We start from the raw sequence: 19,401 nt of genomic DNA, 5'->3' as shown, positions 1-19,401 counted from the left end.
TGAGTATCAATTCAAGATCCATTTTACATGAACCATGCGAGCCTTATTTTTACATCCTAACTTCCCTGCTCAATATCGCCATATTATCACCGCATTAGGGGCCGACCCAAAAAATCAAATTGTATTTGGGACAAAAAACGAGCGTCCAGAGTGGAAAATTCCCGGAGTTCATAAAGCCTTATTTAAACCCTCTCGCGATCCCAGTAACCAAACCCATCAATACGTTCGCGCCTTAGAAAGTGCTGTGTTGCATGGACAAGGGGTATTTAGAATGGCCGAACAACTAAAAGCCAAAGGGTTTGTCCCCGATATCATCTGTGGTCATTCGGGGTGGGGGCCAACGTTGTTTACAAAAGAAGCCTTTCCCGATACACCCCTGCTATGTTATTTTGAATGGTTCTATCACAGTCGAGGATCGGATGCGGACTTTGATCCAGCCGATCCCCTGACCGTTGATGATATGGCCCGTATTCGGATTAAAAATACTCCGATCCTGGTTGATTTGTACTCTTGTGACCGGGGGATATCTCCCACCCATTGGCAGCGATCGCAATTTCCCTCCCAATTGCAGAGTAAGATCTCAGTTCTCCATGATGGAGTCGATACCAGCTACTTCAAACCCGATCCAGGGGCCAAGCTGGTGCTTCCCAACTGTGATTTATCCGGTGTCGAGGAACTGGTCACTTATGTCGCCCGAGGAATGGAACCCTATCGAGGTTTTCCCGAATTTATCGAAGCAGTGGCGTATATCCAGGAACGTCGGCCCAACTGCCATGTAGTCGTTGTGGGGTCAGAGCGAGTTTGCTATGGTAAATCCTTACCCGATGGGGTCAGTTACAAAGAGCATATGCTCAAGAAAATACCGTTAGATTTATCTCGAATTCATTTTGTGGGGCCATTGCCTTACGGCCAATATTTAAAAGTGATTCAAGCCTCTGATGTCCACATTTACTTAACCCGGCCATTTGTGCTGTCTTGGTCAATGATTGAGTCGATGTCTACAGGGTGTTTAATCGTCGGTTCGGATACATCCCCGGTCAAAGAAGTCATTCAGGATGGAGAAAACGGTTTATTAGTGGACTTTTTCTCGCCCAAACAGATTGCAGATCGAGTCTCAGAAGTCCTTGATCACCGGGATCGCATGGCAGAAATCCGTCTCAAAGCACGTCAAACGGCTTTAGAACGCTATGATTTAGCAAAACTGCTTCCCCTGCAATTACAACTAATTCAGGAAGTCGCAAATCGTTCCTGACAATCACAAACACGCAATAAGTAGAACCGTTTGTATCCGGGCGTCAATCAGCCTGATCATACTCTCAGTGTGAGCGGGTAGCGAGGGGATAACAACGGATAGACTGGAACCTTGAGCAAACCCACTGCGTCTACAACAGTTGGGTACCCGACGCAACTTTATAGAGAAATGATTAGCAGACACTTAAAGGAAGGTCAAGCTTGAAAACATTTAGGGTAAACTCTCAAAGTATAAACAGCCACCAACAGTCAGTAGACAGAAGTGGTTGTCAGGGACTAGACTTGCTGAGGGCGGAAAGGTTAAACTACTGCCGAACAAAGTATGGTGTCTCAGGCAGTGTCTGTAGTCCCAACGGTTTTATTGACATGATTGCGGAGGAGTGAAAAATCAATGACATCACAACCAATAGGTAATCCGACAAGACTTGATGAAATACTTGGCTCGGGTCCTAATTTTTGGGATCAAAATTCGATAGTAGCGGTGAAGCCGGATACTGTTTTAGGGGGAATCGGCAATGACACGATTCTCTCCGCCACTTTGGGCGGCAGTCAAATTGAAGGCAACCAAGATAATGACGTCCTCACCAGTAGAGGCCCGAACGATACACTTTTCGGGGGTCAAGGCAATGACTCGCTGATTGTTGAAAACGTTTCTCGGGCAATTGGCGACGATGGTCGTGATACCCTAACGGCCAGTTCAACGGCGAGTCTTTACGGTGGGGCTGACCGAGATTTTATTTTAGCTTTATCCGTTAACAACCTACAGTTTGGAAACGCGGGTAATGACACCATCTTAGGCGGTGTTCAAGGCGGTGACTCCATCTATGGCGGTAAGGACGATGACCTGATCGGGTTCTCGACCGCAGGCGGTGGTAGTAATATTGGTATTAACATCGGCTCTCAAATTGCAGGCGTTAACCAAGGTCGTAACTTCGTTGCAGGAAACCTCGGTAACGACACAATTGTGGGTACAGGTGAGTCGGAAAGCCTCTACGGGGGTCAAGGTGATGACTCTGTTGTTGGGGTGGGTAGCACGACCTATGCAGCAGGTGACTTGGGTGATGATGTTGTCATTATCCGAAACCGCATTGAACAACGGACTGCGATTGGTGGAACAACCTCACAACCGTCTACTCTCGGTATCGTCCGCACAACCTTAGAAGGGGGCGACGGTAACGACCTACTCAGAGGCGGTATTGGTTTATTTGGCGAAGGTAGCAACATCTTCAACGGGGGTGCGGGTAACGACACGATTCAAAGTTTTGCCGTCCAAGATTCCGTTTTCGGGGGCGATGGGGATGACAGTCTGATGACAATGACCTCAGATGTCCTCACGGCTCAAGGTGTATTCAGCAGTTTACCGGGTTTTGCTGGAGAAAGTACCCTCGATGGCGGAGAAGGTAACGATACCCTAAATGCTGCCTTTGAAAGCGATGTCATGATTGGCGGTGGCGGCGATGACTTGATGTCTGGCTTGTTCACGCTGATGGATGGCGGAGACGGTAACGATACCCTCGATGGTACTGGCTTCGTTAGAACCGCAACCACTTCACTCGAAGTTAGTCTGTTTGGGGGTGCGGGGGATGATATCCTCAGTGGTGCCTCTCAAGATGCAACCGCATCTGGGTTAATCAACGTCTTCGCTGGCGGTTCTGGAAACGATACCATTACCCTCAATTCCACCAGCGATATTCTGCTCACAGACTCCGCAAACCTGGAAGGAAACGACAGCATTACTGCTTTTAACATCCAACCGGCTGAAGGTGAAGTCTTTGTTCTGTTTGATACCTTAGGCGACAACGTTATTGACGGTAGTAACGGCGATGACAGTATCCGAGGCGGTGCAGGTGATGATGTCCTGCGTGGGGGTACACAAGTTACGATTACAGGTGACAACCAGGGCGAACTGACATTCATCGGTCAAGGAAATGATACCATCGCCGCAGGGGGTGGAAATGACTTCCTATTCGGTGGACAAGGTGATGATTCTCTGGTCGGTCAAGATGGAGATGATACCCTCCAAGGTAGCTTTAACTTAGACCCGGTTGCAGGTGGACCTTCTTTTGGGGATACGTTAATTGGTGGAGAGGGCAGCGATTCCTTCTTCTATCAGTTTGCAGCAGAAGTCTTCCAAAGCACCGGAGCAACCAGTACGTTAGCGGACTTAATTGGTGACTTCAGCATTGGTGTTGATAAGTTAGTCTTTACTCGTGCTGCGGGTACTAACGGTGGCTTTGAGTTTAATTCCACTGGACGTCCGAATGACAGTGAGTTAATTGAACTCGGTGCAACTCAAACCTATCTGGCTAGCCCTGGAAGCACTGTCAGCACGGCTAATACCGTGGTTGCAGATGTTGATACCGGAGTTCTGGTTTACCAGCGCCAAGGCGGTATCTTGCAGTATGACCCGGATGGTTTAGGCCCAGATGCAGCAACAACTGTAGCTCGCTTTAGTCTCCAAGATGGACGTGGCCCTGATTTATCTCGGACTGACATTATCTTTATCTAAATGAGTCAGCACCCCGCTCTAAAGAGCAGGGGCCGAAGCGCCTCTCTCTTAGATAGCTGACCTGCCTAAGTCTTGTTGGACTACGTTTTTAGAGTTATGACACCTACAAATGCTTGACCGTTTGTAGCTAGTCGCGTATTTTTGTTAAACATTCCGACTCGGGGTAAGAAAGTGCAACTAGCCGAACAAGCTTGAAAAACATTGGCTCAGAAAAAATTACCCCAGAAATGGGTGTTGGGGGCAACCATACCCCCATTAATTTTTTTATACAGGCGGTTAAAACTGCTCGTGTCGTTTTTCCTCCCCGGTCTAAAGACACGGGGCTTCCAAACTCCCGGAGGTTTCTCGTGAGTGAGTTCAGTTGAATTCTTCATCTTCCGGCGGCAGGAGACCCACGACCTAAAGAATGTTGGAGTTGGGAGGAATGCCGCACAGAGATTTCTGGTACAATACAAGTGGTCACTGACCCACCCGAGACAATGGATTCAGATAGCCATGAGCGTGCGCGCGTCCAGTTACACCTGGCGGCGCAGACAAATTGGTAGACTCAGGAATTGATGACGGGGCAATGGCATAAACATCCCTTGAATCAACAGTTAAAAAGAAATTCAGTTTGGATTTCGACACATATCTAACCGCAGGACTTGCGGGGATAGTCTGTGGAGCGACCTTAAGACCTAAAGGGAATAACTCTCGGAGGGCAGGTGCGCTCGCCCCGCTCGGGAAGAAGCAGAAACTCAAATAGCGATGTTTGGGAATCCCACGCCATAAAGAATGTTGGCGTTGGGAGGATGTCAATGAATTAAGAGTAGGATGGGCATTGCTCATCCTATTGTTTTTTGTGACCTCACTCAGAAGGTAAGGGGAGTTTGGTGGGGGTTTTAACCTCATCTTCTATCGGACTAACAAACTTAACTTGTTTCCCAATTAAGTTCAAAAAACCAGACCCAAAATGTTGAATTTCGAGAAAATTAGCATAACTAGGGGCGGGTTTATAGATTTTAAACGTTTTCATAATTCCGAGTGTAGCTGCACTTTCTAAAGGCCCAACAAAGCTACAATCTCGATCTAAAAAATAGGGTTGTTTCACCCAATATTCCATCTGTTCAGCATTTAAAAAATAACAGCCAGAATGAGGGTTTAAAGCCCGTTGAAACTTCACCGACTGTTCCATCACTTTTCCCACAAATTGCGGTTGTTCCTGGACGTTTTGAAACTTAGCCGTTAGATGAGGTAAAAGATCACCATCAACATAAGCTTTTGCCACTTGACCATTAGGAGAAACTTCATAGCGATTTAATTGCAATAAACATCCATTTCCCGCATGATGAGTGAACCAACCCAACTTGACAAACAACCACGGATCATGCAAAATTAAATCATCTTCTAAATAGCAATAATAATCATACTGACCCAAACAATCCCGTAAAACCGTCTGACATTCAAACCCTAATAACATCGGTTCAGCATTCGTTTGATGATGTTTAAAACTACCTGTTGGTAAGGGAATATGAGAGAGCAAATGGGCGTTTTGGGTCGTACAAATAACAATATCAATCTGGTTTCTGTTGCTTTGATTAGCCGGAAGCGTCACACATTTACCAATGTCAATTGTACATTGAGACTGGCTGTACAACCCTCGTAGCGCCGTTAACGCCATACTTAGTGCAATCATACGCGGACGAGGATCTTTATCGAGAGAAGCGTGTTTTCCTTCGTTAGTGGCTTGATAAAAATGGGGAAGGGTAAATAAAATTCGCATTGCTTGTTACCATATATTGATTTATTTTACAAACAATTCCGGTACACGCTGACGTAATTGTTGATTTAACTCAGGTAAGCGATCGCGCATTTGCAAATACCAAGTTCGTCGCTGGGGATAATGTTGGCAGAGTAAACGATGATTCCGCACCCATTCATAGGCATTTACGGCGAGTTCTTGGCGAAATGTATGATTAGCTATTAATTCACTCAGCTTTGTTTCAAACTGTTTTATTGTATAATAAATTAATCCAGTTTTTCCCTCAATGATCGACTGTTTATAAACCGTTGGACTCGCTAAAACAGCAACGCCATGACCTGCACATTCTATAAATTTTAAATCTGATTTCATTAAATTAACGGGTGTAGCAGCCAGAGGCAATAATCCAATATCACAAGAATGTAGAATCTCTTGGTACCGCTGATAACTACAAAAGGGTTCAAATTCTTTATTCTGCGTTTCGAGTCTATCAAAAAATAAGCGATCATGGATTACTTTTACTCGCACTTTTTGTTGATATTTTGCTAAAACTTTGTTTAACGTTTTAATAATTGGTTTCCAGTCTTTTTCCCGATTTAATGCCCCAAAAAATATCGTTACAACATCCGTTTGATACTCTCGCGGAGGCGGTAAATAAGCCAATTGATTTGCAAAGACAGCAACATGAGGATTAAGTTGTCGTAAAAACACCCCTAAAGCCTCGGTTGAGGTTTGTACACCATGACATCCTCGATAACTTAAATAACGATTTTCTGCATATTCTCGTCGTCTGAGAGGATTATCATCAATTTCCGCAATAATCAGATAATCTTGTTGGAGGAATTGTCTTAATTTGGGGAGATAATCTTGATAAGACATAATCGTTCTCTGCCAAATTATCACCTTTTCTTCTCCCGGTATCGGTGCAACAGTCGGAAAAGATTTAGCCGCAGAAACCGCACGAGTTCCGAGTTGAGTTTGAGTCAACCGATCTGGTTCTAAAACGCGCACGCGATCGCAAGCAGTTGGCGCCATCATTATTGTTTGAATGAGTAAGCGACGTAGCAGTTTAGGTGAACGAGTTGCTCGGATTAAATAACGTTCGGCAGCAGTTTGAGTTGCAAAACGATTCGCATCTAAACCTAATGCTTGAATCATCGGTTGCATCAGTTGTAAAAACTGTTGAAATTGTTCATCTTTTTGTCCGCGAGTTTGGATTTCACAGATTTGAAGTCCCGCAGATTGAAATAAATATTGGATTTTTTCTAAGGTGAATTCGGGTTGGGGATTTGGTTCGAGTTGAGTTAGGGTTTGGTCATCAAGACTTCCCCATTTTCCCTGTAACAAATTTACAATTTTCCGCCAATACTGTACATTATAAATACAAGCGATTACTTCTCCTTCAGTATGTAACCAATTACTTTGAAGCTGAAGAATTTGAATCGAGTTTTTCGTTAACGGGAGAATATTATCATAGACCAAACAATCAACCTTACCGCCTTCTAAACCGATAGATTTCAGTTCAATCTGTTGAAAATCTCCAACAATTACCCGATCAAAATGTAGACAGGCTTCAGCCTCTTGAGAATTTGATACAATTCCAATATATGAACAGTGAGGATTTATTTGCTTATACTGACTTGCTGTTGTGTTCGCACCCCTTCCAACTTCCACAATCACTTGAGCATTGGCGCTTAACAAGGGGAGCAAATCAGAAGAAGGGGAGAACGGATGGAAACGTTGTTCTTCTGGAGTTGGAGAGCTAGCTATATTTGCATTCATAAATTTAACAGCCAGACTATGCTCAATGTTCGATCTAATCCTTAATCCGTTGTATCCAACAAGGACAGCTCAATATAATCCTTGCAAGCGGACTCAACTCTTTTTACTGTATCATAAATTCGATGTTTTTTTGACGAATTCACAAGCTCTATTGACTCCCGTACAAAAATCGCATGAATCTTAAACAGAAGACACCGAACCAAAATAATCTCCGTTAAACTCTAAACGCAATATTGTAATTTTTATTTAAAGTTTACCTCTACTCATTATGCCACGAGTTTCTGTTGTTATACCCGCTTATAACCAAGCCGCCTATATTTCTCAAGCTGTTGATAGTGTTCTCCGTCAAACCTATCAAGATTTTGAGATCATTATTGTCAATGATGGGTCTTCCGATCAAACCGTTGAGAAAATTCTAGAAAACAACGATCCTCGTATTCGACTCTTTAGCTTTGAACAAAATCACGGAGAAAGTATAGCCACAAATTATGGCATTCAACAAGCCCAAGGAGAGTTGATTGCGATTCTACATTCCGATGATGTATTTGTTCCAAAAAAGCTAGAAAAACAAGTTTTATTTTTGGATCAAAATCCTCAATATCAGGCGGTTTTGAGTTATCCTCAGCTCATTGACAGTCAAGGGGAAAATTTACCCCCTTCTAACTCTTTTCTCGACCAGGTTTTTCTTCAGCAAAACCGAACTCGCTTTCAATGGCTAAATACCTTTTTCTCGAAAGATAACTGTCTCTGTCAAACAAGCTCTCTCATTCGGAAAAACTGTTATTCACAAATTGGGTTTTACGACTCTCGATTCCGCCAAATTCCTGACTTTGATTTTTGGGTGCGATTTTGTCTGAAATATGAACTTTATATCTTACCAGAACCTTTAGTCAACTATCGAGTTCATCAATCTAATATTAGTGGAATAAAACCTGAAACAATCATTCGTCATAACTTTGAACTCTCTCAAACTTTAAAACGATACTTCTGTCAAGACGTTTATGAAAATCTACTCAAAATATTTCCCGACTGTCTAGAATTCGGTGAACAACTCAACCCCCAATTAGCAGCCTTTTTAATCGCCAGACAAGCCTTAAAAGTCGAACGTTCACCTCATAGATATTTGGGTTTAGATACCCTCTTTAACCTTCTAGGAGATCCGAAAAAATCTAGCTTAATCAAACAGTATTATAACTTTGACTATTCTAACTTGTCTTTTCTAACCGGAAGTTATGATATTTTCAACTTGATGACAACTCACCCACTCAAAACTCAATCCCCCTCACCCAAAACAGAAGTTAAAACCAACCCAACATTACCATCAACCATTCAAAGTCATCCTAAATTTCCTCTCGTAAGTTTAATCATTCCCACCTACAACGGAGAAACCTTTCTCACTGAAACACTCAAGAGTGCTTTCTCTCAAACCTATCCGCATTTAGAAATTATTCTATCTGATGATGGTTCTAGTGATAAAACCCTAGAAATTGCCCAATCATTTCAACAAAAAACCTCTATCCCGTTTGAAATTTTTCCTCACCCCAACTATGGCTTAGTTGAAAATTTAAACTTCTCAATTTCCCAAGCCCAAGGAAAATATATCAAGTTTTTATTTCAAGATGATCTCCTTGAACCGCACTGTATTGAAACTCTAGTTAATTTAGCAGAACAAGATTCAGAAATTGGTTTAGTCTTCTCTGCACGGCGAGTTTTTATTGATGAAAATTCTCAATCTAACTCTCTTTGTCAAGCCGCTTTAAATGGAGGGAAAGATCTTCATCAACAATGGTCACATCTCAAACCCATTCAGTTAGGTCAAGATCTGTTATCTGATGCTAACTGTTTAAAAGGACAACTAAATAAGATTGGTGAACCTACAACCGTATTAATTCCTAAAGCTGTTTTTGAAAAAGTCGGGGGTTTTGATGAAAATCTTCATCAACTTTTAGATGGAGATTTATGGTTTAGAATTATGGGAGATTATAAAATTGGTTTTGTCAATCAAACTCTCTCTAGCTTGAGAATACATACCCAACAACAAACTCAAAAAAATATTTCCGCCGGCCAAAACCTCAAAGATTATCAAAGACTCTATCAAAAGATGCTATTTCATCCAGACTATTACTTCTTAACTGCTGAGTTTAAATCTCATATTTTTCAAAAGTTAGTGACTAAAACCCCCGAGTATTTTTCCTTAACTCAAAACCTGATTAAACAGTATCAACAAAATCCAGTCGATTATTTAATTCAAAGTTATTTGCGTCAAATTCGTCAAATTCTTGCTCACCGATGGCTGACCTTACCGATTGATCAATTAAAACAAGCTTATCAAGGAGATTGGGGTCAAACTCATCGGGCTATAATGGGTTGTGGTTTACTAGAAGAACAACAAACTGACTCTGAAACAGTATTTGTGCAACAATTAACTCAACAAGTTGCTCAAGGATTTCAAGAGGTTAAAGGAATTCAGGTCGTCTTAGCAGCAATGCTTTATCAAAAAGCATATCAACTTCCTCTGCAATATCAAAATGCTTTAATTCCTACATATATCTTTGAAGATTTTCTGGAGTTTTTATTTACAGGAGTTGGAGTGTGTTCAGAATTAGACGCAATCAACCAGTTTGTTGAGTTTATGCACAATTTACTCGACTATATTTATCATAACCTGATGACCGAAACAAAAAATCCGGTTTGGTTGTATATCGCTTCTGTTTATAGTCAAGTTAGTCAAGGAGAAACCTGGAAACTGTCTCCTCATTCCCAGAATTTAAAAACATTATACAGTTATCGTGCAAATATTATTGAAATCTACCTCACACAAGCTGGACACAAAATTGATCAGGATTTTGCATTTCCTCACTCCCCTTCAAGTAAAATTTCTTGGGGAATTGTTATCGATAAAATTGGGTTTAACGCCGATACTTTTGCCCTAATTCCTATTCTTAAAAAAATAGACTTGACACAATTTGAACTGATCCTGTATAGTTTTAACATAGAAAAAGATATGTTGGGTGAACTATGCAAAAACTTAAAAACACCCCCCATTCAACTGCCAGAAACTCTCCCGGAAGCCGTTTCCCGCATCCGTCAAGATAGCCTTGATTTCCTACTGATCGGGTCTGATGTCACCGCTCAAGCCAACTCAATTTTTCAATTGGCGCTGCACCGACTCGCGGACAAACAACTGATCAGCACAGCCACTCCACTCACCAGTGGAATTCGCAACATTGACTACATCCTCACCGGAGAACTCACCCAAGCCGAGAGCGAACAACCCCACTACCGAGAAAAAGTAATTAGCCTCAAAGGGTCAGGATTTTGTTGGAGTTATCCCGAGCAACTGCCGAGTCCCACAGTAGAACCTACTCGCCAAAGTTGGGGAGCAAGCGAGGACAGGGTTATATTTGCCGTCAGTGGTCAACTCAATGCAATCACCGCCGAGTTTAGACAGATGTGGAGTCAAATTCTAGCAACCGTTCCTCAATCAATCCTCATCCTACTTCCCCAAACCTCAGAACCCCAAAATGATCCGATTAGCCCATTTTTCCATCATGTACAATCAGATCTCAACCAGCAAGGAATTGATCCTAAACGATTTGTGATGGTTAAGCCCTTGAGTTCATGGGCGAACTTAAGAAAATGTTTAAGTTTAGTTGATATTTATTTAGACTTATTTCCCAGTCACAAAACCTTCTCAATCATGGAAGCCTTACTCACCGGAGTTGTACCTGTTGTTTATGAAGGTCAAACCCCTCGCCACCGACAAAACGCCGCCTTATTGCGAGAACTGGAAATTCCAGAATTGATTTGTTCAACTCCGAGCGCCTATATTCAACTCAGCCGAACACTCGGAACCGACTTCAAACAACGCCAACAATACCGCCAAAAAATTCAGCAGAATCTCCAAAAAAATCCGCTCTTTCTAGATAGTCAAAGCTATGTTAAACAATTGGAAGCTGTGTTAAAAAACCTCTACTCATAAATTTTCAACAATAACCTCTAATATTCTCCGATTGATTCGGCAAAGTGGAGAAGAACAAAAGCCATTAAATAGCAACGTCAACTCAGCCTATCCTGAAAACACTCACTCAAAGCTGTTTAATGAATTCTAGGGGAACAGTCAGATTGATGTCAGAAGTAGAGACACTCTAGGGTACTCTTAGACTAGACTAGGAATACGGAGATAAATAGATGCCCGATTCGCAGGCCATTAGGCAATTGGGCGATATCATTCCCACGACGAGCGGTAATTACAGGGTAAATCCCTCACTGAGGGTCGGTTGTGTCTGCTATTATCGGGACAGAAAGATATATAGTATTCGGGGTTGCTGTGGCAGTCCCGCAGCTTAATGAACAGGGATAGTGCAAGTCCGTTGGAGAGTCCAATGACAGGAGTGTACAAAGTCGGAGAAACCGTCATCAAAGGCGAAGAAATTCCAGCGCTGCTGAAGCGTTATCAGTTAATGCCTCAATTTCTCAGAGAGGTGATCATTGATGGTGCGATCACCGAGATAGAATGTAGCCCAGAAGAACAGAAAACGGCATTAGAAAAATTTGCCGCTCAACATCAACTCACCTCTAGCGAAGCCCAAGAAGCCTGGCTAAAAAGCCAAAACCTCACCACAGAAGATCTACAAGCGATCGCCGAACGTCCTGTAAAGCTCGAAAAATTTAAGCAGAATACTTGGAGTAACAAGGTCGAAAACTATTTTATCAGTCGCAAAAGCAACCTAGATCACGTCGTTTATTCTCTGATTCGGACGAAAAACTCTGGACTCGCTCACGAACTGTACTTTCGGGTTTTAGAAGGAGAACAATCCCTGGGCGAAGCCGCTCGCGAATACTCTGAAGGGCCAGAATCCCGCACCGGAGGATTGTTAGGGCCAGTACCTCTGTCTCAGCCGCACCCGGCAATTAGTAAACTGTTGTCCGTCAGTCAACCGGGACAACTGTGGGCACCCCGTCCATTAGCAGAATGGATGGTGATTATCCGGCTTGAAAAATTTATCCCGGCACAATTAGACGAGTCTATGCGTCGCCGTCTAATTGATGAACTGTTTGAAACCTGGCTGCGTGAACAACTGACGGCAGTCGGTTCGCTTGAACCCCTTCAAACCTCAGTGTCTTCTGTATTATGACCACAACTACCGTATCTCACACTCAGATTCGCGCTTTTTTAGAGGAAACCAGTCCCTTTGATCGGTTGTCAGAATCCGCTCTCAAAGCCGTACTTCCCAAATGTCAACTATTGGGTTATCGCACAGGTCAACCCATCTTTGAACGGGAAAAAATGCCCACCCAAGTGTCAATTATTTATCAGGGACAAGCCCGTTTATTAGGGTATGACCTGAGAACACAACGCCACATGAGTTTGCGACTCTTGGGGGCAGGGGAAATCTTAGGGTGGCCGGGGTTAATTCGAGGAAATCCTTGCGAAACAGCGATCGCCTCAACCGATATGATTTGTATTACCCTCGCAGCCGAGGAATTTTTGCAACTGGTCAGTCGAGAACCTAGTTTTGGGGAAGCCTTCCGTGATCATGCCAGTATTAGTGAAGTTTTTGAGTTACTCAGTCAAGAAGTCCAACAACGGGCAAATTTAACCGGAAACCTCAAAGAATTTAGTCTTGATGTCTGGCCAGATGCGATTGTGGTTAACCTCCTCAACGGTCAAAAGCGAGTCTCAGACTTAACAGCAATGTTAGACCCGGAGCGGGTTTGGCTGATTAGTAACGGTACGATTGGGGAGTGGGAAACCGGAAACCGACTGCAATTAGAAGGACAATCTGGCTCCCTGAAAATAGAAGGGCCTTCTGGAGTGCGGTTAGTGGGGCTTCGTCCGACACTGAGTTCACCCCCAGAAACGCCGGAGGGGGAAACCCCAACCCTGGAGAAACCCGCAGATATTTTTCAAGATATTCCCCTCGCTCCGCCCACGCCTCCTGAACCGGAAATTGAGTCACCTTCCTCGCAACGCTTCCCAGTCGTCCGGGGTTCTGGACAAATAGACGCACCCTTAGCTTGCTTTAATATGTTGAGCAAGTTTTACAAGGTCAACTTCCGTAAAGACCTAGTAAAACGGGTACTCGAAAATCAATTGACTACCGTGGGTTCCATTAGCCTACAAGCTTGTGGGGCGGTGGCTCAAATGATGGGTCTAAACGCTCAATTGGTGCAAGTTCCCGCCAAAGCCATTGGACGTCTAAAAGCTCCGGCGATGGTCGTATGGCAAGATAGTTTTGCGATTCTCTACAATATCACCGAACGAGAACTAACCATTGCCACACCCGAACGAGGCCTCAAACGGATGCGTCCGGCTCAATTTGGTGAGGTTTGGGGCGAATCGGGACAAGTCTTGCTGCTGCAACCCCCCAAAATTGAACAAAAAGAGCAATTTAGCTTCTGGTGGTTCTGGCCGGCGTTGATGGAGCATCGCACGGTTTTTGTCGAAGTGCTGCTGTCTTCGTTTTTTGTGCAACTGTTTGGGCTGGTTAACCCCCTGATGACCATGATCATTATTGATAAGGTCTTGGGACAGCGAAATATTGACGCCCTGAATATTTTGGGGATTTTGATGTTGGGGGTGGCTTTATTTGAAGCCTTGCTTTCAGCCCTGCGAACTTACCTGTTTGTCGATACCACTAACCGCCTCGATGTCCGACTCTCAGCTGAGGTAATTGATCACTTACTTCGACTTCCCCTAAACTATTTTGATAATCGTCGAGTCGGAGATTTGGTGGGACGGATTGGAGAGTTGGCCAATATTCGCAGCTTCCTCACCGGAACCGCCCTCACGGTTGTCCTTGATGCCGTGTTTTCCGTCGTTTATGTGGCGATGATGTTCTATCTCAGCGTCCCGATGGCGATTGTGGCGTTGGCTCCGTTACCTCTGTTTGCGGGCATTATTATTATTAACTCTCCGATTGTCCGACGGTTGCTGCGGAAAAAAGCCGAACGTTACGCCGACTCCCAATCCTACCTCGTCGAAGTCCTCAACGGGATTCAAACGGTTAAAGCTCAAAATATTGAACTGAAATCTCGCTGGGAATGGCAAGGACGCTATGCTCGGTTTATGAGTGCGAGTTTCAACACCATCTTGACTCAAACGGCTTCGAGTTCGATTAGTAACTTCCTCAACAAACTCTCTGGACTCGCTCTGCTATGGGTTGGGGCCTATTTAGTCATTGACAACAAACTGACGATTGGGGCCTTAATTGCTTTTAGAATTATCGCCGGAAACGTCACCGGATCGCTGCTACGATTTGTCAGTGTTTGGCAAAGTTTCCAAGAAGTGGGAATGTCCGTTGAACGTCTGCGAGATGTGTTAGACTCTCCCCCGGAAGTCGATTCCGATGACCGTAATAATATTCCTATGCCAGAAGTCAATGGCGAAGTCACCTTTGAAGAAGTATCTTTCCGCTTTGGGGAAAGTGGGCCTTTGCAAGTGGCAAACGTCAATTTAGAGTTTCCCGCTGGCTCCTTTGTCGGTATTGTAGGCTTGAGTGGTTCGGGTAAAAGTACCCTAATGAAACTCCTACAACGTCTCTATCCGCCGATGTCTGGCCGGATTAAAATCGACGGCTATGATATTACCAAAGTCGAGATGTATTCGCTGCGCCGTCAAATTGGGGTGGTTCTACAAGATACTCTGTTATTCAATGGTACCGTTCAAGATAATATTGCTCTGAGTAATCCCGATGCGGGGAGTGATGAAATTGTTCGAGCGGCAAAAATTGCAGCAGCACACGAGTTTATCATGGGCTTGCCCAATGGGTACAATACCGTTGTGGGAGAACGAGGGGGATCTCTGTCCGGTGGACAACGACAACGAATTGCGATCGCTCGTACCGTCTTACAAAATCCCCGCTTATTGATTCTCGATGAAGCCACCAGCGCCTTAGATTATCAGTCTGAACGCCTGGTTTCCGAAAATTTAGAAGTCGCTTTTGAAGGTCGAACCGTCTTTTTTATTACCCACCGTCTACCAACCGTTAGAAATGCCGATTGTATTATTATGATGGATCAGGGTTCAGTAGTAGAGCAGGGCAGCCACGATGAACTGATGGCACTTAAAGGGCGTTATTACTGTCTATTCCAACAACAGGAATCACAACAATAATAGGTTTTCAATGGAAAAAGCAAGATTAACGATTTTTGATCGATCTCCTCCGATAAAATAGCTACTTGGGGTAGGAGTTCAACGGTGAGGAGTGAGTTGATTATGAGTTGTTGAGTCAATAAAACAAACTAAAGACCATTAAAAAACGAGATCACAATGAAATCTTCTATATCACTTTCCGATCAACCCGTCATTTTAGAGAAACCTGCCTTTTGGTCCCATATGTTTTTATGGGTAATCATGCTCGTTTCAACTTCGGCGATCGTTTGGGCCTACTTCGCCCGGATTGAACAAACCGTTCCTGCTGTCGGAGAACTTGAGTTTTCCGACGGGGCGCGAGAGATTCAAGCCCCCACAACCGGCGCCGTGGTTAGATTACACGTCGAAAATGGCGATCGCGTTGTCAAAAATCAACCTCTCCTCACCTTTAGCCCGACAAATCCGAGTGCAGACCTGAAATCCTTAGAACAAGTTCGAGAAACTTTAGAACGAGAAAATCAATTCTATGAAGGGGTTGTCAGGGGTCAAGGGAGCGGACAACTTTCGGCGGGATTGGATACTTTAATTACAGAGCGAGAAGCCCGTATTGGAGAAAATCAAGCCCTGCAATCCCTGCTTGACGAACTTTACAATGGTCGAGGTGGGATAGGGAGTTATAATCCCAGTCTCAGTGGTTTGGTGTCGAACTATCGGGCGGAATATATATCTCGAATTAATACGGTACAATTGCAAATTCAAGAGTTAGGAAAGCAACTCAATCAAGCAGAAGATGCAGAAGCAGCAGCGCGTGATCAATTAAGGGTTGCTCAATCTCAGTTAGATTATGCTCGCAATCAACTTGCTTATTCCCAAGAACAATTAAATTCTGCCCGAGAACAACTCGAACTCGCCAGAGGACAACTGGAAAAATCTAAAGAAGTTTTAGGGTCTAATGAACGAATTCTCGGTAGACTTGATCCGTTAGTCGAAGAAGGAGCGATCGCTGAACTTCAACAAGATCGCCAACAGCAAGAAGTTCTCAGAGGGGAAAATGAAGTCCTCCGACAACAAGATCAAATCGAAACCCGTCTCGGCGAAATTAACCAGCGTCAAGGCGAAATTAATACCCGTAGAGGAGAGGTGAATGCTCGTCAGGGTGAAATTTCACGGATCGAAGCTGAAATTCAAAATCAAAGGGTCGAACAGGAACGGCTTCAGGTGGCGATTTCTCGAACCACAGAACAATTGCAAAATACAAAAGATGCTTGGGCTAGAGAACTTTATACTCGGATTGAAGAAAATAACAAGGCAATTGCCAGTACAGATGCTCAACTGGGTCGATACAAACTTGAAAACACCAAGCGACTATCTGAAATTAATGCTCAACTTGAAAAAGTAGAACAAGAGCGAAATACTCAAGTTCTACGAGCGCCTTCCGGGGGAATTGTTTATGAACTCGCTCCTTCGACGAAGGCTGAATCAGAATTAGACCTGAATCAAGATGAGATTTGTCAGTACATTACAACTTCCGTTCTGAATTCAGGAGATCCTCAAATCAAGCGGTGTGAAGAAGCCTATTATGAAGCCCAACAAACGGAAACTTTACTGCAAATTTTAGATGATGATGGCGGTTTAGAAGCGGTTGTTTATGTTCAAAATACTGATGTTGCTTTGGTGTTAAATGCGTTACGAAATAAGCGAGAAAAGCTGGTTCCTTACAATGATCAGGAAATCGCCGGAGAGGTGATCGAATGTACACCCGAGAAAGATTGTGTCTGTCCAGAATCAGAAGAAGCCCGTCAACAATTAGGTTTGGGTGATCGCGATTGTATTCCGGTTGAGGTGAATATTGATGCGTTTCCTGCGGGAGAATTTGGTACGGTTCCGGGTGAGTTAAAATGGATTAGCCAAGAAGCTATTCCACCGGATGAATTACGTCAATATTTTTCGTTTAAAGCGAAGATTCAGTTAGAACGAGAACACTTTGTTTTAAGTCAAGATGAAGAGATCAAAGTGAATCTACAAGCGGGTATGGCGGTAAACTCTAAGATTAATATTGGTAAACGAACGGTTTTACAAATGTTGTTCAGCCGACTGACTGGACAGTTTAACAGTGTTACTAATGTGAGATAATTCATCAATTGGAAACAGAGAATAGTTATGCAGTGACTAGCGTAGGGGGAATTTATAAATTTCTCCTACCCGTGATCTTCTCTCTCAACTTTTGATTATAAATATGGATGTTCAAACAATCTTTGAGTCTTTCTAAAACGTCTCTCATTCTTCTAGGGTTATATCTTTTACCCCTTATTATTGTGATTGGGTTTATTACCCAGTTTGGGGTGAATATCCCGGTTTATGATCAATGGGTGTTACCAAAGCTGTTGGAAAAAGTCGCTACAAAGCAACTTGCGTTTAGTGATTTATTTGAACTTCATAATAATCATCGTATTCTTTTTCCTCGTCTTGTTTTTATTGGGTTAGCATTTCTTTCAGACTGGAATATTAAACTCGAAATGTTCTTCAGTTTGGGGTTAGCAGTTTGTACATTTATTGCGCTTTATTATCTAGCTTCTCTAACGTCATCTCCCCGATTTCGCAACTTATTTCATTTAACCAATCTGTTAACAGGTTACTTAATTTTTAGTTTAAATCAAGAATGGCTTTGGGGATTTCAACTCCCTATTTTTTTAATCAATTTCTGTTTAATTTTAGCGTGTTTAATTTTACATTTAAACTTTTTACACTCAAAAACTAAACAGATTTTAGCCGCAATTTGTTGTGTTGTTGCTAGTTTTTCTTCCGCTCAAGGGTTAATAACTTGGTTGGCTGTTATTCCCCTACTTTTATCACAAAATCAAACCCAAATCTCTAAAACAAAGCAACTCTTGATTTGGTTAACTGGATTTATACTTTCTGCGGCTATTTATGCGATTGGTTATCAACAAGAACCCCGAATTATTAACCTTTCGTTCGCTGAATATATATTCACAGCAATTCATTTTTTTCTCAACCTTTTAGCCGCTCCTCTGGTACAAATACCAGTATTATCAAGTCTCATCGGCGTGATTATTTTATCTTTATTTATCGGAATATCAGCCTATTCGTTAAAAACGGGTTATTTAAAATCTCCAGAACCCTTAACTCAATTGGCACCCTGGCTGTCTATCGGCTTGTTTTCTCTCCTCACTTCTTTGTTAATGACGTGGGGGCGAGTCGAATGGGGTGGAAACTATCCCCTAACTGCAACTCGATATACAACTCATACTATACTATTAATTATTTCGCTAATTCAACTGTGTAGAGTTTTAATCACTAATCCTCAAATCTCAGGGAAACTTAACCGGAATAATAGCATTTTAATCTCTAGTTTTTGTGCAGGTATTCTATTTAGTTTAACCTCGGTGAGTTCTCACATCGCCATCACTCAGGCTCAATTAGAATTTCCGTATAAAACCAGTAGTCAAACCTGCTTAACGTTATTTTCCTATCTCGAAGATTCGGAATTTTTTAAAACTTCACCCAATAGATGTTTACTTCCGATGAGTAAATCAACCTGGTGGATTCGAGAGGGAGTAGAATCATTAGAGAAAATCGAGATGAGAAACTTTGCTGAAAATATACCCTTTGTTTCTCAACCGAATCAAGTTTATGGCTATATCGATCATCCGACAACCCCAGAAACCCCTCTAAAAATCAACACAAATGATATAATTAACCTCAGAGGATGGGCAATATTACCCGAGCAAAAACAACAACCCCGTTTAGTTTTTTTATCTCACGGTAAACAAAATTTATTCTTTGCAAATGCTGATGTGATGCGAGAAAGTCCCGATATTGCCGAATATCTCAATTCTAACCGCTATCGTTTAGCCCGTTGGGAGGTTGTATTCTCTGCGGAGTCCTTACCCATCGGGGAAACAGAGATTAAAGCTTGGGTTTATGATCCCCAACACCAGCAATTTGTTCGATTGCAGAGTCAAGTAAAGATTAGCATTGCAACCCAATAAGTCCATTAAT

Annotated in this window: 9 protein-coding genes; 7 read left to right on the top strand and 2 right to left on the bottom strand. The window is 42.9% G+C overall.

From position 1 onward, the window contains the following. Nucleotides 1-34 precede the first annotated feature (34 nt). Together L8106_RS06255 and L8106_RS06250 are read left to right on the top strand one after the other, a co-directional pair. Nucleotides 35-1,252: a glycosyltransferase family 4 protein gene (locus L8106_RS06255; protein ID WP_009783389.1), complete on the top strand. Its 1,218-nt coding sequence runs from the start codon at nucleotides 35-37 to the stop codon at nucleotides 1,250-1,252. Between the two features lie 390 nt (nucleotides 1,253-1,642). Then, complete coding sequence (locus L8106_RS06250) at nucleotides 1,643-3,760, top strand: calcium-binding protein (protein ID WP_009783388.1); 2,118 nt, start codon at nucleotides 1,643-1,645, stop codon at nucleotides 3,758-3,760. A gap of 847 nt (nucleotides 3,761-4,607) precedes the next feature. On the opposite strand, the gene L8106_RS06245 is transcribed toward L8106_RS06250, so the two are convergent. Beyond that, nucleotides 4,608-5,522 carry a hypothetical protein gene (locus L8106_RS06245; protein ID WP_009783387.1) on the bottom strand — a complete coding sequence of 305 codons (915 nt, stop codon included), beginning with the start codon at nucleotides 5,520-5,522 and terminating at the stop codon, nucleotides 4,608-4,610. Nucleotides 5,523-5,543: 21 nt separating this feature from the next. Beyond that, entirely contained in the window at nucleotides 5,544-7,283 is a 1,740-nt protein-coding gene (locus tag L8106_RS06240; protein WP_009783386.1) for a glycosyltransferase, read from the bottom strand. 268 nt (nucleotides 7,284-7,551) lie between these two features. On the opposite strand from L8106_RS06240, the gene L8106_RS06235 reads away from it, so the two are divergent. The 5 genes from L8106_RS06235 (at nucleotide 7,552) to L8106_RS06215 (ending at nucleotide 19,391) form a co-directional block, all read left to right on the top strand. Then, entirely contained in the window at nucleotides 7,552-11,265 is a 3,714-nt protein-coding gene (locus L8106_RS06235; RefSeq protein ID WP_009783385.1) for a glycosyltransferase, read from the top strand. A gap of 403 nt (nucleotides 11,266-11,668) precedes the next feature. Beyond that, the gene (locus tag L8106_RS06230; RefSeq protein WP_009783384.1) at nucleotides 11,669-12,421 is read left to right on the top strand and encodes a peptidylprolyl isomerase; all 753 of its coding nucleotides are present in this window, start codon (nucleotides 11,669-11,671) and stop codon (nucleotides 12,419-12,421) included. Next, nucleotides 12,418-15,402, top strand: coding sequence for a peptidase domain-containing ABC transporter (locus L8106_RS06225; protein WP_009783383.1), 2,985 nt, complete (start codon nucleotides 12,418-12,420; stop codon nucleotides 15,400-15,402). Before L8106_RS06230 ends, L8106_RS06225 begins: the two co-directional genes overlap by 4 nt. A gap of 156 nt (nucleotides 15,403-15,558) precedes the next feature. Then, nucleotides 15,559-17,514 (top strand): chromosome segregation ATPase, encoded by a 1,956-nt coding sequence (locus L8106_RS06220; RefSeq protein WP_009783382.1) that lies wholly within the window; start codon nucleotides 15,559-15,561, stop codon nucleotides 17,512-17,514. A gap of 107 nt (nucleotides 17,515-17,621) precedes the next feature. Then, on the top strand, nucleotides 17,622-19,391 hold the full coding sequence (locus L8106_RS06215) for a hypothetical protein (RefSeq protein WP_009783381.1): 1,770 nt from the start codon (nucleotides 17,622-17,624) through the stop codon (nucleotides 19,389-19,391). Nucleotides 19,392-19,401: the final 10 nt, after the last annotated feature.

Source organism: Lyngbya sp. PCC 8106, from assembly GCF_000169095.1.
Lineage (GTDB): Bacteria > Cyanobacteriota > Cyanobacteriia > Cyanobacteriales > Microcoleaceae > Capilliphycus.
Note: the sequence above shows the minus strand (reverse complement) of the source record. Positions and strands in the feature narration are given on the sequence as shown.